At 34.6% G+C, this 15,266-nt stretch carries 12 protein-coding genes; 9 read left to right on the top strand and 3 right to left on the bottom strand.

Annotated elements, in window-relative coordinates:
- Positions 1–103: 103 nt before the first annotated feature.
- The 4 genes from argD (at position 104) to argF (ending at position 6,517) form a co-directional block, all read left to right on the top strand.
- Complete coding sequence (argD, locus tag V1503_RS03690; protein ID WP_410624930.1) at positions 104–1,267, top strand: acetylornithine transaminase; 1,164 nt, start codon at positions 104–106, stop codon at positions 1,265–1,267.
- Between the two features lie 75 nt (positions 1,268–1,342).
- On the top strand, positions 1,343–2,425 hold the full coding sequence (locus V1503_RS03685) for a carbamoyl phosphate synthase small subunit (RefSeq protein WP_410624928.1): 1,083 nt from the start codon (positions 1,343–1,345) through the stop codon (positions 2,423–2,425).
- A complete protein-coding gene (gene carB, locus V1503_RS03680) occupies positions 2,418–5,558 on the top strand; it encodes a carbamoyl-phosphate synthase (glutamine-hydrolyzing) large subunit (RefSeq protein WP_410624926.1) in 3,141 nt (1,046 codons plus the stop codon). Before V1503_RS03685 ends, carB begins: the two co-directional genes overlap by 8 nt.
- Entirely contained in the window at positions 5,558–6,517 is a 960-nt protein-coding gene (argF, locus tag V1503_RS03675; protein ID WP_410624924.1) for an ornithine carbamoyltransferase, read from the top strand. Before carB ends, argF begins: the two co-directional genes overlap by 1 nt.
- Before the next feature lie 101 nt (positions 6,518–6,618).
- On the opposite strand, the gene V1503_RS03670 is transcribed toward argF, so the two are convergent.
- Entirely contained in the window at positions 6,619–7,446 is an 828-nt protein-coding gene (locus tag V1503_RS03670) for an undecaprenyl-diphosphate phosphatase (RefSeq protein ID WP_410624922.1), read from the bottom strand.
- A 453-nt stretch (positions 7,447–7,899) separates the two neighbouring features.
- On the opposite strand from V1503_RS03670, the gene V1503_RS03665 reads away from it, so the two are divergent.
- Positions 7,900–8,079, top strand: coding sequence for a YjzC family protein (locus V1503_RS03665; RefSeq protein WP_214482592.1), 180 nt, complete (start codon positions 7,900–7,902; stop codon positions 8,077–8,079).
- A gap of 328 nt (positions 8,080–8,407) precedes the next feature.
- Complete coding sequence (clpB, locus tag V1503_RS03660; RefSeq protein WP_410624920.1) at positions 8,408–11,014, top strand: ATP-dependent chaperone ClpB; 2,607 nt, start codon at positions 8,408–8,410, stop codon at positions 11,012–11,014.
- A gap of 362 nt (positions 11,015–11,376) precedes the next feature.
- Here clpB and V1503_RS03655 read toward each other — a convergent pair whose 3' ends face one another.
- Positions 11,377–11,559: a YjzD family protein gene (locus tag V1503_RS03655; protein WP_214482594.1), complete on the bottom strand. Its 183-nt coding sequence runs from the start codon at positions 11,557–11,559 to the stop codon at positions 11,377–11,379.
- Between the two features lie 148 nt (positions 11,560–11,707).
- On the opposite strand from V1503_RS03655, the gene V1503_RS03650 reads away from it, so the two are divergent.
- From V1503_RS03650 to V1503_RS03640, 3 genes are all read left to right on the top strand, one after another.
- Positions 11,708–12,445 (top strand): alpha/beta hydrolase, encoded by a 738-nt coding sequence (locus V1503_RS03650; protein WP_214482595.1) that lies wholly within the window; start codon positions 11,708–11,710, stop codon positions 12,443–12,445.
- A gap of 376 nt (positions 12,446–12,821) precedes the next feature.
- Positions 12,822–13,739 carry an NAD-dependent epimerase/dehydratase family protein gene (locus V1503_RS03645; RefSeq protein WP_410624917.1) on the top strand — a complete coding sequence of 306 codons (918 nt, stop codon included), beginning with the start codon at positions 12,822–12,824 and terminating at the stop codon, positions 13,737–13,739.
- Positions 13,740–13,910: 171 nt separating this feature from the next.
- A complete protein-coding gene (locus V1503_RS03640; protein ID WP_320258235.1) occupies positions 13,911–14,870 on the top strand; it encodes a BMP family ABC transporter substrate-binding protein in 960 nt (319 codons plus the stop codon).
- Between the two features lie 94 nt (positions 14,871–14,964).
- On the opposite strand, the gene V1503_RS03635 is transcribed toward V1503_RS03640, so the two are convergent.
- The gene (locus V1503_RS03635) at positions 14,965–15,246 is read right to left on the bottom strand and encodes a hypothetical protein (RefSeq protein WP_320258236.1); all 282 of its coding nucleotides are present in this window, start codon (positions 15,244–15,246) and stop codon (positions 14,965–14,967) included.
- Between the last annotated feature and the right edge of the window lie 20 nt (positions 15,247–15,266).

Genomic DNA, 15,266 nt, shown 5'->3' with positions numbered 1-15,266 from the left:
CATTTCAACCGAAGGAAAAAAGACGCCTTCATGTGAAATGTGTCCAGTGCTTGTCGGGGATGATACAGTCGCTTGCGCTTTTCTAATTGGGAGGTAGCTTACAATGACGAAAGAAACATTATTTCCTACTTATCAGCGTTGGGACATTCATGTTGCTTCAGCTGAAGGTTCACATATCATTGATGAAATGGGCAAAAGTTATCTAGATTTTGTGTCTGGAATAGGCGTATGTAATCTAGGTCACCGTCATCCAAAAGTTCAACAAGCAATAGAAAAACAATTACAAACATTTTGGCACGTCTCAAATTTGTTTCATGTTGACTCACAGAAAGAAGTCTCACGTCTACTTGTTGAAAATAGTAACGGTTCAGCAGTCTTCTTCTGTAACAGTGGTGCTGAAGCAAATGAGGCAGCAATTAAACTAGCAAGAAAACATACGAATAGATCAAGAATCATTACATTTAAACAGTCATTTCACGGCAGAACATTTGCTACGATGACGGCTACAGGGCAGGATAAGGTTCATGATGGATTTGGACCTTTATTAGAAGAGTTTCTTTATCTACCATTTAATGATATCGAAGCGATAGAAAAAGTGATTGATAGTCATGTAGCAGCCATTATGCTAGAAATTGTTCAAGGTGAAGGTGGAGTTGTACCAGCTGAGCGTGATTTTTTACTAAGGGTTGAGGAATTATGTAACAAGTATGGAGCACTCCTTATTGTTGACGAAGTACAAACAGGGGTTGGTAGAACGGCATCTAAGTTTGCATATCAAAAATTTGGTATTTCACCACATATTATTACTGTTGCCAAGGGGTTAGGAAGTGGTTTACCCATCGGTGCAATGCTTGGGACTGAGAATCTAATCAATACATTTGGTCCAGGCTCTCACGGTTCAACATTTGGTGGAAACCCAATAGCTATCGCTGCAGCAAAAGCAACATTAGAAATCATATTTGATGATGTTTTTTTACAGCAAGTTGAACAAAAAGCAGCCTATTTAACGAATAAACTGAGTGATGTTTGTAAGCATGTAAGCTTCATAGAAGAAATTCGCGGGGAAGGATTGATGATAGGGATTGCTTGTAATATCAATGTTACAGATATTATATCGAAAGTCCGTGAGGAAGGACTACTTGTATTACCAGCAGGTCCACATGTGATTCGGCTATTACCACCACTTACAGTAAGCTATGATGAAATAAATTATGCAATAAATATCATTAGTAAAGTTGTAACAGATATAACAATGGTAGCTAAATAACTATCGGGTTATTTTTTTAATCTGAAATGCATAAAAATTCAATAAAATAAATAAAAATACAAAAAGAGGTGTAGCATGAAAGCATATTTAACGTTAACGAATGGGAATGTCTACGAAGGGGACATAAAATCACCTCTTTCAACTAATATATCTGGTGAAGTTGTGTTCTTTACAGGAATGACAGGATACCAAGAGGTTCTCACTGATCCTTCGTATAAAGGACAAATTATTGTTTTTACTTATCCTTTAATAGGGAACTATGGAATTAACGCTGTAGATTTTGAAAGTAACAAACCACATGTTGCTGGAGTAATTGTGTACGAAGCGAAAGAATCATTAAATCATTTTGAAGCTGAGAAAACACTAGAACAGTATTTAAGGAAATGGAATGTTCCATTAATTACACATATTGATACGAGGGCCATCGTAAAAACAATTCGGGATAGTGGCACTATGTTAGGACAAATATCTCATATACCACATACGCATTTTAGCAAAATAAAGCATTTACATGAAGAAAAGTTGGCTGTTGCTGAAGTATCTACTAAGAACAATCAAACATTAGGTACGGGATTTCCACACATTGTAGTTATAGACTTTGGATACAAACAATCAATTGTTGAACAATTGATAAAACGTGGCTGTATGGTAACGATCGTACCATATTATACAAACTATAACACAATTACTGAAATTCAACCTGATGGTATATTGTTATCTAATGGTCCAGGAGACCCAAAGGCACTTGAAAACATCATAAGTGAATTAAAAAAAATATTATCTAATTACCCGACCTTAGCAATTTGTTTAGGACATCAGCTCGTTTGCTTAACATTTGGAGCGAATACATTAAAGTTATCTTTTGGTCATCGCGGTGCTAATCAACCAGTGCGTGATTTAACAAATAATAAAGTTTTTATGACATCACAAAATCATAGTTATGTTGTGGATGAACATAGTCTCAGTGAAACTTCATTACAACCACGTTTTGTCAATGTAAATGATCGTTCGATAGAAGGTGTAACACATAAAACGTTACCAATATTAACAGTTCAATACCACCCTGAGGCTAATCCAGGGCCTGTTGAAAGTGAATGGGTCTTTGACGAATTTATAGATAGTGTTTGTGCGGTTAGGGGTGAGAAAGTGTATGCCTAAAGATACAACAATTCAAAGCATCCTAGTCATTGGGTCAGGTCCAATTATTATTGGTCAGGCAGCAGAATTCGATTATTCAGGCACACAAGGATGTAAAGCATTAAAAGAAGAAGGGTACCGAGTGATTTTAATTAACAACAATCCGGCAACAATTATGACAGATGATTTGTATGCTGATGTTGTTTATTTTGAACCATTAACAGTTGACTGCGTAACAAAAATTATTGCTAAAGAAAGACCAGATGGATTGTTAGCAACACTAGGTGGTCAAACTGGGTTAAATCTTGCATTTTCCTTATATGAAGAAGGTGCATTAGAAAAATATAGTGTTCGCTTATTAGGCACTTCAATTGAATCGATAAAAAAGGGTGAGGATCGAGAAGAATTTCGTGAACTTATGAAAAAATTAGATGAACCAGTTCCTGAAAGTGAAATTGTCACAACGTTGGAAGGTGCTCTAGGTTTTGCAACAAAAGTGGATTTTCCCATAATTATACGCCCTGCATATACATTAGGAGGAACAGGTGGTGGTATCGCCTACAATGAAGAACAGTTTAAGTCATTCGTAACGAATGGGTTATTAGCGAGCCCGATTTCTCAATGTTTAATTGAGAAAAGTGTAGCTGGCTTTAAAGAAATAGAATATGAGGTAATGCGTGATTCAACGGGAACATGTATTACGATCTGTAATATGGAAAATATTGATCCTGTCGGAATACACACAGGGGATTCAATCGTTGTTGCACCTTCTCAAACAATTTCTGACAATGAATATCAATTGCTAAGAACAGCATCTATAAAGATCATATCAGCTTTAGGTATTGTCGGTGGGTGCAATATTCAATTTGCACTTGATCCATACAGTAAGCAATATTATTTAATAGAAGTTAATCCAAGAGTTAGTCGTTCATCTGCATTAGCATCAAAAGCTACAGGTTATCCAATTGCAAAAATAGCCGCTAAACTCGCAGTTGGCTATTCATTAGCAGAATTAACCAATCCAGTAACTGGTTATACTTTTGCAAGCTTCGAACCAAGTTTAGATTACACTGTGGTTAAAATCCCGAGATGGCCGTTTGATAAATTTCCGACTGCGGATCGGACATTAGGTACACAAATGAAGGCAACAGGAGAAGTCATGGCACTTGACCGGAATATTGAAAGGGCCATTCAAAAAGCAATTCAATCACTTGAACTTGAAAGCATCGGATTGTTGTTAAAAGAGCTATGTGAATTTGCTACAGAACCTCTCCTGAAACTTCTAAAGGAAGCTGATGATAGAAGGTTATTCGTAATTCTTGAATTATTACGCAGGGAAATTTCAGTCGATGTTATATTTGAGCATACGAACATTAATTATTTCTTTTTGCATATATTTTCGCAACTAATTGACTTTGAACAGAAAATAAAACAATTGTCATTAAATAGCGTTACAAAAGAAGAAATGCAACAGATGAAAGAAAAAGGCTTTTCAGATGAGTACATCGCTTTGTTATGGAATGTCAATGAGCTTGATGTAAGAAGTAAAAGAAAGTCGTTAGGAATTGTTCCTTCTTATAAAATAGTAGATACTTGTGCAGCTGAATTTAAGACGAAAACAGCCTATTATTATTCTAGCTATTTTGGAGAAAACGAACTAGCAGCTTCTTCAAAAGAAAAGGTACTCATTATTGGTTCTGGTCCTATACGGATTGGTCAAGGAATCGAGTTTGATTATAGTTCAGTTCATGCTTGTTTTGCCTTACAACAAGAAGGGTATGAAACGATTTTGATAAATAATAACCCAGAAACTGTAAGCACCGATTATGAAACAGCAGATCGTTTATATTTTGAGCCATTAATCTTTGAAGATGTATTAAATGTTATAGAAGCAGAAGGTGTCGAAAAAGTAATCGTTCAGTTTGGTGGTCAAACTGCAATTAATCTTGTTCATCAGTTAGAAAAGTATGGTATTGAAATTGTTGGAACCTCCCACCAAATTGTACATCTGTTAGAAGACAGAGATCTTTTTTACAAGCTTCTATCAGAAATTGATGTACCACATGTACCTGGCAAAATAGCGTTAAATGAGTATGACATATTAGAAAAAGCGCGTGAAATAGGTTATCCGATTTTACTGAGACCTTCATACGTTATTGGTGGGAAGGGCATGGTCACGTATTCATCAGAGCAGGAATTAAAAAAATATATGAATAAACAAACACAGAGAGTGTACCCGGTATTAATAGACGCCTTTATCCCTGACAAAGAAGTGGAGATTGACGTGTTATCGGATGGGAAAAATATAGTCATTCCAACGATCATTGAACATATTGAACGAGCAGGAGTTCATTCAGGAGACAGTTATGCTGTTTTACCAGCATATAGTTTAACAGAAGAAGAAAGAGACAAAATTGTTGCCTATACGGAAAGAATTGCTCAAAAGCTATCTTTCACAGGTGTGATGAATATTCAATTCGTCATAAACAAAGGTGATGTTTTTGTACTTGAAGTTAATCCAAGGGCTAGTAGAACAGTTCCTATTGTGAGTAAGGTAACAAATATACCTATTATACAAATTGCGACAAAATTATTGCTTGGGAAATATACATTAGATCAACTGTATGGCAACAAAGGGTTACTAGAGAATAAACCGTATTACACTGTGAAATCGCCTGTTTTTTCCATAAACAAGTTGAATGGGGTCGACCCGACTGTTGGACCAGAAATGAAAGCTACTGGAGAAGGGATTAGCATTGCGCTAACGATAAATGAAGCACTCGCAAAGACATTTCATTCTTATCTTCAGTCACACGAAGGAAGTAATGAAATATTTATTGACCTTGATGACGAACAAGATGAATTAAAGGACACGCTATATCACGAGATTGAAGCAGCTGGTTTAATAGCAGTAGAAGATGTAAATATTGATGTTTGGCTGAAGAAAAAAGAAGCATTAGCAGTGATTAGTATAAATGAAGGAAAACAAGCATTGACTAATCGCATAAAATCTATCGCTCATAGTAAACAAGTATTCACTCAATATGAGACAGTGAAAGCGTTTTTTACAGCAATTTCTCACAAGAAATTTACGATGCATTCGATACAAGAGTGGAAAGAAAAATCTAAATTAACGCAGGAAGTGGTGATATAATGGCAGCTCTACCAAAAGTGAAGACCAATATTCAATTAAAGGGTATGGATTTGCTGACACTAAGTGAATTGAATATCGACGAAATCATGTATTTATTAAACACTGCATTATATTTGAAGAAGGCAAGTAAAAGCGGAAAGCATAGTAAGGTACTAGATGGTCAAACATTAGCTATGATATTTGACAAGCCTTCAACACGAACGCGTGTGTCGTTTGAAGTAGGGATGACGCAATTAGGTGGTCACGCGCTATTTTTGAATAGTAATGATTTACAATTAGGTAGAGGAGAAACAATAGCAGATACCGCAAAAGTATTATCACAATATGCAGATGCCATTATGATTAGAACGTTCGCTCATAGCACAGTTGAAGAATTAGCGTTACATGCTAAAATTCCTGTCATTAATGGTCTTACAGATCAATTTCACCCATGTCAAGCATTAGCTGACTTATTAACAATCTATGAAACGAACAAAACTTTTGAAGGTGTTAAACTGGTTTACGTTGGAGACGGGAATAATGTGGCCCATTCATTAATGATAGCATCGGCTAAAGTGGGTTTAGATTGTGTCATAGCTTGCCCTAAAGGATATGAACCTGAGAGTGAAATTTTTAAAATAGCTTCTCAATTTGCTAAAGAAAGCGGGGCTTCGATTGACATTTCTCATGACCCATATCATGCTATAGAAATGGCTGATTTTGTTTACACTGATGTGTGGGCAAGTATGGGCCAAGAAAAGGAGCAGGCAGAGCGGTTACAAGTGTTTCAACAATTTCAGGTGAATGAAAATTTAATCAAGAAAGCTAAGTCTAACTTTAAATTTTTACATTGTCTACCTGCACATAGAGGTGAAGAAGTTACTGCTGAAATTATAGATGGCAATCACTCTGTAGTATTTGAACAGGCTGCGAATCGTTTACACGTTCAAAAAGCATTATTGCAAGAGATACTCAGTTAGTTAGTTAACATAAACATCGTAGTAAAAAGCTCCCTATTATAATATTAATAGGGAGTTTTTCTATACCTTCTTTTGGTTTGTTATATTTTCAGTATGTGAGCTTAAAATAACGCATAAATTGTTACGAGCGTTCCTACGATAAAGCAATATATTGCAAAATATTTCAAGTTTCCTCTTGCCATGATGCCCATAAACCACTTTAAAGAAAAGTAAGAAGCAAATAGTGAAGCAAAGAAGGCAACTGTATATGGTATGGCTAATGTTTTTAAATTCTCGTCAGTTAAAATATCTGTAAAGCCTAATACCATCCCACCTGCACTGACTGGAATATATAATAAGAAAGAAAAACGTAACGCAGTTTCTTGCTTCATGCCGAGTAACATAGCAGCAACAATCGTTGCTCCAGATCGACTAATTCCAGGAATGAGTGCAACAGCTTGGGCAAATCCTACAATAATGGAATCTCTAAGAGTAAGCTCAGCATCATTTTTTCTCCCGCGAAAATTACGAATCGTCCAAAGTGCGATACCAGTAATTAATAAAGCAATTCCAAGAACATAAATTTTCTTCAAATGATAAGAAATGAAATCATCAAAAAATACACCAATGACTCCAGCAGGAATTGTTCCGATAATTAAATAAATAATAAAACGAAAATCTGATTTTGCACTTTCATCTTTTTTTATAACATATGCAATGCCATTAGTTGTTAAACGAACCAAATCTTCTCTATAGATGAGTAGGACTGCGATAAGAGATGCTGTATTGACAAGTAATGCGAATGACATATCTTCAGTTTTTATTCCAAAAATAGTCTCTGCTAAAAATAAATGGCCGCTTGATGAAATAGGAATTGGTTCTGTGAACCCTTGGAATATTCCTAACAATAAATATTTAAGTAAGAGAAATATTTTTTCAAATGAATCCACGTCTAAAATCCTCCAATATTGATGCTACTATTTATTCATTTAACTATACTTTCTGTATGGCTGTAAAGAGTTAATTTCTATGTAAAGGCTGTTCTTACAAAGATTGTTGTTTTAATGAGCAGCTTTCGTTTTACATAGTAATTATTTTCTTATATAACCAAAAAACGCTTTGTAAATTAGCTTTCATAGCATCTTTTCATAAAATGATTCACATACTGTCTAATTTTTAATTTCAAGAGAAGGTCTTGTGTAGATTAAAAAGCTCGTCACATAAAAGATGTATTCACATGAAATAAGAAATATTCTTTCAAAATGATATGTAGAAAACATGAAATTGCAGTTAAAAGGAAATAGTAATACTGCATGTAGAAAAGAGTGTGAATGAGAAAGAAGGAACTTTCCAAAGTCTTTTCATGCTCTTGCTGAGATAAATTGTTTTAAGGAGTGAGAAAGATGGGACAAAGTCATCGCTTTAGATCAGGGCAAAGAGCTCCGAATAATGGAGAATATGTTGAAGTAGGGGAGACAGGGGATAATGTGAAAAATCCAAAGAAGATTAGATTAAAAGCAGGAGATCCATTCCCAGAAACATCAAATCATAATAGACATTGGACATACAAAAGAAAACCTTAAATACTGATAAAATCTGAAGGTTTTATTCGTAAATTAATCATGTAAAGTAAGCTGGGGCTTTGTCCGAGCCCCAAAATTTTAAAAAAGTAAAAAAGGTCCACGAAATCTAGGTGCACGCGCATCATATGTTAATACTTGTAGCAACAATCTGTACGAAAGAAACCAGTCTGAATATCATACTATCTCCTTTAACTAGACTACACAATCAACATTTGTAACGTCTATGTTAAAGGAGATTTTTTGCTATATACTTTTATTTCCACAAGAATCCATATATAATATGATTAAAGGTCAAAAAAAGTCAAACTACTTTTTTGGGGGGATTTGGATGGAGCTAAATAATATGACGCAAAAGCTACAAGAGGCTGTTATGTCATCCCAAACATTAGCTATTAAAAACCATCATCAGGAGGTAGATGTTGTTCACCTATTGTACACACTTTTAAATGAAGAAGATGGGCTAGTAAAGACGATTTTTCAACACTTAGATATTAAAATCCAACTTATTAAACAGCAAGTAGAAGAACTGTTACATAAGAAACCTCAAATAATTGGAGCAGGGGTTGAGGCTGGTAAAGTATATATAACTCACCAGTTACAACAGCTTTTTATATATGCAAAAGAGGAAGCTGATTTTTTAAAAGATGAATATATTTCTATTGAACATCTGTTATTGGCTATCGTAAACAAAAAGGCATCATCAGAAATGAAGGATCTGTTCATACAACACCGTGTTACTCGAGATTCATTATTAAAGGTTTTAGCTGAGATAAGGGGGAACCAAAGAGTGACAAGTCAAAACCCAGAGGTTACTTATGAAGCTTTAAAAAAATATGGGCGTGATCTCGTTGCTGAAGTTCGCTTAGGGAAAGTTGATCCGGTAATTGGTCGTGATAGTGAAATACGAAGAGTTATTAGAATTTTATCTAGAAAAACAAAGAATAATCCAGTCTTAATCGGAGAGCCAGGTGTTGGGAAAACAGCGATTGTTGAAGGTCTTGCGCAACGTATCGTGCGTAAAGATGTTCCAGAAGGTTTGAAGGATAAAACTATTTTTACATTAGATATGAGCTCGCTTGTAGCAGGTGCAAAGTTTCGTGGAGAGTTTGAAGAAAGATTAAAGGCTGTATTGCAAGAAGTGAAAAAAAGCGATGGTAGAATTCTGTTGTTTATAGATGAATTGCACACGATTGTTGGTGCAGGGAAAACAGAAGGGGCAATGGATGCTGGGAATATGCTAAAGCCGATGTTAGCTAGAGGTGAGCTCCATTGTATTGGTGCTACAACGCTTGATGAGCATCGCCAGTATATTGAAAAAGACCCTGCATTAGAGCGTCGTTTTCAGCAAGTGCTTGTTAATGAACCTACTGTAGAAGATACCATTTCCATATTAAGAGGATTGAAGGAACGATTTGAGATTCATCATGGGGTGAACATACATGATAGAGCAATTGTTGCTGCTGCAACATTATCTGATCGGTATATATCTGAACGCTTTTTACCAGATAAAGCAATTGATCTTATCGATGAGGCTTGTGCAAAAATAAGAACAGAAATTGATTCTTTACCTGCTGAATTAGATGAAGTCACTCGAAGAATGATGCAACTTGAAATTGAAGAAGCCGCTTTAAGAAAAGAAACGGATATCGTTAGTAAAAACCGCCTTGAAATTTTAGTAAAAGAGCTGTCAGATTTAAAAGAGAAAGCTGCAGCTATGAAAGGCAAGTGGCAACTTGAAAAAGAAGGGTTGCAAAATATTCAGTTGTTACGAGAACGAATTGAAAAAGCAAAAAGAGATCTTGAAGAAGCTGAAAATAATTATGATTTAAACAAAGCTGCAGAGCTACGACATGGACTAATCCCACAATTAGAAAAGGAATATAAATTACTAGAGCAGCAGTTAAATGACCAACAACCAGAGAATCGTTTATTACGGGAAGAAGTAACCGAAGAAGAAATAGCGAATATTGTAGGCAAGTGGACGGGTATTCCAGTAACAAAGCTTGTTGAAGGTGAAAGGGAAAAGTTACTGAGACTTGCTGGCATATTAGGGAAAAGGGTCATTGGTCAGGATAAGGCAATTGAACTGGTTGCTGATGCAGTACTAAGGGCAAGAGCAGGAATAAAAGATCCAAATAAACCGATCGGCTCATTTATTTTTTTAGGTCCAACTGGCGTAGGAAAAACAGAGCTTGCAAAAGCATTGGCTGAAGCATTATTTGACAGTGAAGAACAGATGATCAGAATTGATATGTCTGAGTATATGGAAAAGCATGCGATTTCAAGGCTTATTGGTGCACCTCCAGGTTATGTTGGATATGAAGAAGGGGGCCAATTAACTGAGGCGATTCGTAGAAAGCCTTATTCAGTAGTATTGTTAGATGAAATTGAAAAAGCACACCCAGAAGTATTCAATATATTGTTACAAATTTTAGATGACGGACGGATTACAGATTCACAAGGTCGAACAGTTGATTTTAAAAATACAGTAATAATAATGACCTCAAATATAGGGTCTCAGTTTCTGTTAGATGGGATGAATGAGATTGGGCAAATAAACGATGTTATTGAAAATCAAGTTCTGGATCAACTACGAGGACATTTCCGACCGGAATTTCTTAACCGAGTTGATGATATCATTTTGTTCAAGCCACTTTCTCAAGCGTCTATCAATGGAATTGTTGAAAAACTGATTAACGAGCTGCAAGTTCGTCTAAAAGAGAGGCACATATCAATTTCAGTTACAGCGGAAGCAAAACATTATATAGGATTATCAGGCTTCGATCCAGTATACGGAGCGAGACCGTTAAAAAGGTTTATCCAGAAACATGTAGAAACACTAATGGCAAAAGAAATCATTGCCGGTCATATAAACGATCATGATCATGTGAAAATTGATGCAAAAAATGGACAAATCAACATCAGTAGTGAGTGAGAATTTGTAAATGTATCTATAATTATTTATAGGTTAGTTAGATTTTGTAACTCATTATTACCGAGTAAATTGATGGACATATAGAAACACTGTTTTCATATTAAAACATAATCCAGAATACAAGGTTTCTTTTTCTTCTATTTTTGCTACAGTAGGAACAAAAATTATGAAAAGAGTCTTTAGAAAAGAAAAAAATAAAAAAGTCTTGGGTTAATCCCAAGACTTTTTTATTTACTAAATAGGGCTGTTTTCGCATTAATTGTTGCTTTATGTTATAAGAGTTAAGCACGTATATAATTAACGTTCAAAAAAAGCCCTAAATATTCAATCGATTCCGAAGTTTTTCACGAAATCGAATTTCTTTAATGGTTTTCAGTAGGCTCGATTGGAAGTGCTTCCCCAATGATATATACAAAAAGGGTAAATGCAACAGCTAATACGGTACCTGTTGTAAAGCTATATACAGCACCAAGCATTGAGCTGCCTACATAAGTAGCCATATGTACTAATAAAAATGTCCAGAAAAAAGTCCAAAAATAACGCAATATTATCACCCCACTATTATGCATTTTAAGTTAATCATATCATAAATATTATATAGAATAAATAGATGTTACGACTTACATTTTGGTAAATACAATCATACATTGTAAAGAATGAATAACAGCTTGATTAGTGTGAGGCGGGGGAGCTATGGAAGAACTAAAACGCTTTCTACAATTAGATAAAGAATGGAACGTTGTCCATATTCCATATAAACCGAATGGTTTTGGTGTATTTGTGATAGGTGATAAAAACCATTATGTAGATCAACAGACGAGTTTTTGGATGCAAAATATGGGTAGAAGTTTGTTATTAGATTCATTTTCTAACAATGGATATACGGTGTTTTATTCCAACTTATATAATGAACATTGGGGAAGTCCAAAAGCACTATTGTTAGCAAAAAGGTTGTATCACATAATTATGCGTAAAGAGATTTTAAATAAACGTATTCATGTTTTAGCAGAAGGGATGGGAGCTTTAGTAGCTTTGCAATTAATGGAGGATGATGCAGCTAAAATTCGTTCTACGGTTTTATTAAACCCATGTATTGATTTAATTGCACAGGCAAATGCGGAAAAAGACAACAAATTTTTTTACAAACGTTTTTTAAAAGAATTTGCAGCAGCACATGATATTGATGATAAAAATGCAGAAGTTCATTTAATGAACCTTAAACAAGAGTATAAAAATAATAGTACAAATATTAAAATATGGCAGTCAGTAGACAACTATTATTATAATCCAATGATCCATAGTAGAAAGTATGAGAAATTAAGAAAAAGTATGAGTGCTCCTATTACACTTGCATATCACTTACAAGAAAAGCGTAATAGCATTGCTCAATCTATCATACGGTTTTATAGAGAGAATGAAAAGGTCCTTTAATACAGGGAAATTTGTTGTTTATTATATGATGAGTTTTTTGTAGCTCAATAAATGTAAAATAGAAAAAATGCCACGAACGCTAGATGTAAAAGTGCTATTATCTTATAACGAACACCAACAATCAATGCGAAAACAGCATTAATATAAGATTTGCTTAGAGTGGTTGTTTAAATAAACTTAGCTGCTTCTTTTATTAAGTTAAAATTGCAAAGTGGATTTATAAGTGGTTATTTTAAATAGAAGAAAAAAAGGCAAGAAACATTTTTGTATAGACTAAAGAAACCTTTGTATGAAAAGGCTTTTTAACAATTGCGTAACAATTGATACTGTTTAGTGAAATCAAATTAATGAGGAAATGGTCGGAGGAGGGGAAAGATTGGAGCAGGCGATGGTATTTGGTGCGATGGGTTTTGTTGGATTCAATCTTAGTTGTTACCTTCTGGAAGAAGGGATGGAAGTATTTGGTGTGAGAAACCCTTTGATTGAAAAGTGTGATAAATTTATTGAACAAAAAATGTTGCACCTGGGTAGAAATGCTAATTTTCATTTACTTGAGCTTGAAGAGGGTTCACCTTTAATTCACAAGGGCGATATCGACACAAGCTCCGCGATATATTATTGCTTGTTTGATCCTACAATTCATATAAAAAGTGAATTTTATCAACAAAAGTATATAGAGAAGTCACTCACTTTATTAACGAAAGTAATTAATTTTTGTGCTCTGCGCAAATGTAAATTAATCCTCGTATCTACACTTGATATGTTTAATCGTAATGAGCAAGTAATTAATGAAGAAACAGAACCAACACCTAAATCATTGAACGGATTATTACACCATCGTGAAGAAATATTAGTGATGAACAAAGAAAATGATCTAGAATTTCCATACATTATTGTCCGTTTACCAACGCTATATGGACCGTGGCAACCTATGGAAATGGCGTTTCAGCATGGGATTGTAACTACTGATCTCCACTCTGATCACCCCACTATACATGAAGACACAAGTGATGTTTTATATATTCGTGATTTATTAAATAGTTTATATGTTCTTGGGTCAAATAATTTATCAAACGAAATCATACATTTTGCAAGCGGTAATGAAAGTGAATGGTTTTATGGTTATAAGTTAATTTATGAACAAGAATCATCTTTGAGAAATGAGTACAAATACCCAATCATAGATACGACAAAGGTAAGGAAATTATTAAATTTTTATCCACAAACAACAATAGATGAAGGAATTAAGAAGCAGGTAGCACACACAAAAAAAATAATGAAACATTTGATTTAGTAATTGTAAAAAAATTCCCCTTTTACAAATGAGCAAACGTCAAGGTAAAATAAGAGTTAGCTATGATCAATTTGATATAGTAATCAAGTAAAATAAATTCAAGCTTGTATACTAGTTACATAGAAGTGAATAAATAGTACTACACCTATGTCGCTAAAGGAGTTGCTGTAAATGCCTAAGCTGTTAACAGTAATCATTTTCCTTTATATTTTCATGATTGCAGGATGTGAGAATTCAGAGGGCAATAAAATCAACAATGTTGGTCTTCTCGTACCTGATACAGTTAATGATCAAGTATGGGGGACAAAGGGTTATAAAGGGATGTTAAAGATTCAGTCTAACTTTAATGTAGATGTTTTTTTAAAAGAAGGAATGAATAACGAAGCTGTTGTAAAGGTTGCAGTTGAGGACCTCAGTGCCAAAGGCGTAAATCTAATATTTGGTCATGGGAATGAATATGTGGAATACTTTAATAAAATAGCTCCTCAATACCCAAATATACATTTTATATATTTTAATGGTGATGCCGTTATTGAAAATATAACGAGCCTTAATTTTGAAGCAAATGCGATGGGTTTTTTTGGTGGTATGGTAGCTGGGAAAATGACTCAATCCAATAAGGTTGGGGTTATAGCTGCGTTTGATTGGCAGCCAGAGGTAGATGGTTTTTTTGAAGGTGCACTATTTCAAACGAACGATGAAGTTGAGGTAAAAGTTGAATATGTACAAAATTGGAATGATATTGACTTAGCATTACAAGTTGTCGATAGAATGATTAGTGAAGGTGTTGATGTTGTCTATCCTGCTGGTGATGGGTTTAATGTTCCTGTTATTGAGAGGCTGAAAGAAAATGGACTGTATGCAATTGGTTACGTATCAGATCAATCAGATTTAGGACAGGCAACGGTGTTAACGAGTACGGTTCAAAACGTTGATATATTATATGAACTTGTTGCGGAAAGGTATAACGATGGAACGCTTGAATCAGGAAATTTATATTTCGATTTTCAGGATGAAGTTATTACCATGGGGGTATTTAGCCCAAAGATAGATCAAGCTTATCAGAAAAAAATAAATAGCTATATTCAGATTTATAAAGATACGGGGAAGCTACCTAATCAAATTGAATAATTAAAAGTGTGAATATAAGAGTAAAAACTGCTGGTGTTTTAGTAATAAGTAAATAATCTCTTTCATGAAAGGCGGTAGCTTCGTAATTCTTGAATCATTTTTTTGATTTTTTAAAAAAGTTAAATAACGGAGTGAGCTCTTTCATCATTGGTTTAAGTTGATTATATGAGTTATAAATATCATTCAATTGTTCCATTATTTTCACATAGTCTATTTCATCATTTTGTTGTTGTGGTGTCTGATTGACACTTGGTTGTTGTTCTCTGAAATTTTGAGTTTGTCTGTCTCTGTCTCTTCGTGGGCCGAATAAAGACCTTGAAAAAGGATCAACCGGTCTTGTTTCAGCACCCCTCGAATGTTGTTCTTCTTTTTCCATAGTATCACCCCACTTCATGT

The organism is Nanhaiella sioensis (genome assembly GCF_046557775.1).
In the GTDB taxonomy this organism is placed as follows: Bacteria; Bacillota; Bacilli; order Bacillales; family SM2101; genus Nanhaiella; species Nanhaiella sioensis.
The sequence above is the reverse complement of the archived record's forward strand: the minus strand, read 5'-3'. Positions and strand labels throughout refer to the sequence as shown.

Excerpts from the sequence above, each read along its gene's own strand:
- carB (WP_410624926.1), top strand. The coding sequence starts at position 2,418 with ATGCCTAAAGATACAACAATTCAAAGCATCCTAGTCATTGGGTCAGGT.
- V1503_RS03635 (WP_320258236.1), bottom strand. The coding sequence starts at position 15,246 with ATGGAAAAAGAAGAACAACATTCGAGGGGTGCTGAAACAAGACCGGTT.
- argF (WP_410624924.1), top strand. The coding sequence starts at position 5,558 with ATGGCAGCTCTACCAAAAGTGAAGACCAATATTCAATTAAAGGGTATG.
- V1503_RS03650 (WP_214482595.1), top strand. The coding sequence starts at position 11,708 with ATGGAAGAACTAAAACGCTTTCTACAATTAGATAAAGAATGGAACGTT.
- clpB (WP_410624920.1), top strand. The coding sequence starts at position 8,408 with ATGGAGCTAAATAATATGACGCAAAAGCTACAAGAGGCTGTTATGTCA.
- V1503_RS03640 (WP_320258235.1), top strand. The coding sequence starts at position 13,911 with ATGCCTAAGCTGTTAACAGTAATCATTTTCCTTTATATTTTCATGATT.
- V1503_RS03665 (WP_214482592.1), top strand. The coding sequence starts at position 7,900 with ATGGGACAAAGTCATCGCTTTAGATCAGGGCAAAGAGCTCCGAATAAT.
- V1503_RS03685 (WP_410624928.1), top strand. The coding sequence starts at position 1,343 with ATGAAAGCATATTTAACGTTAACGAATGGGAATGTCTACGAAGGGGAC.
- argD (WP_410624930.1), top strand. The coding sequence starts at position 104 with ATGACGAAAGAAACATTATTTCCTACTTATCAGCGTTGGGACATTCAT.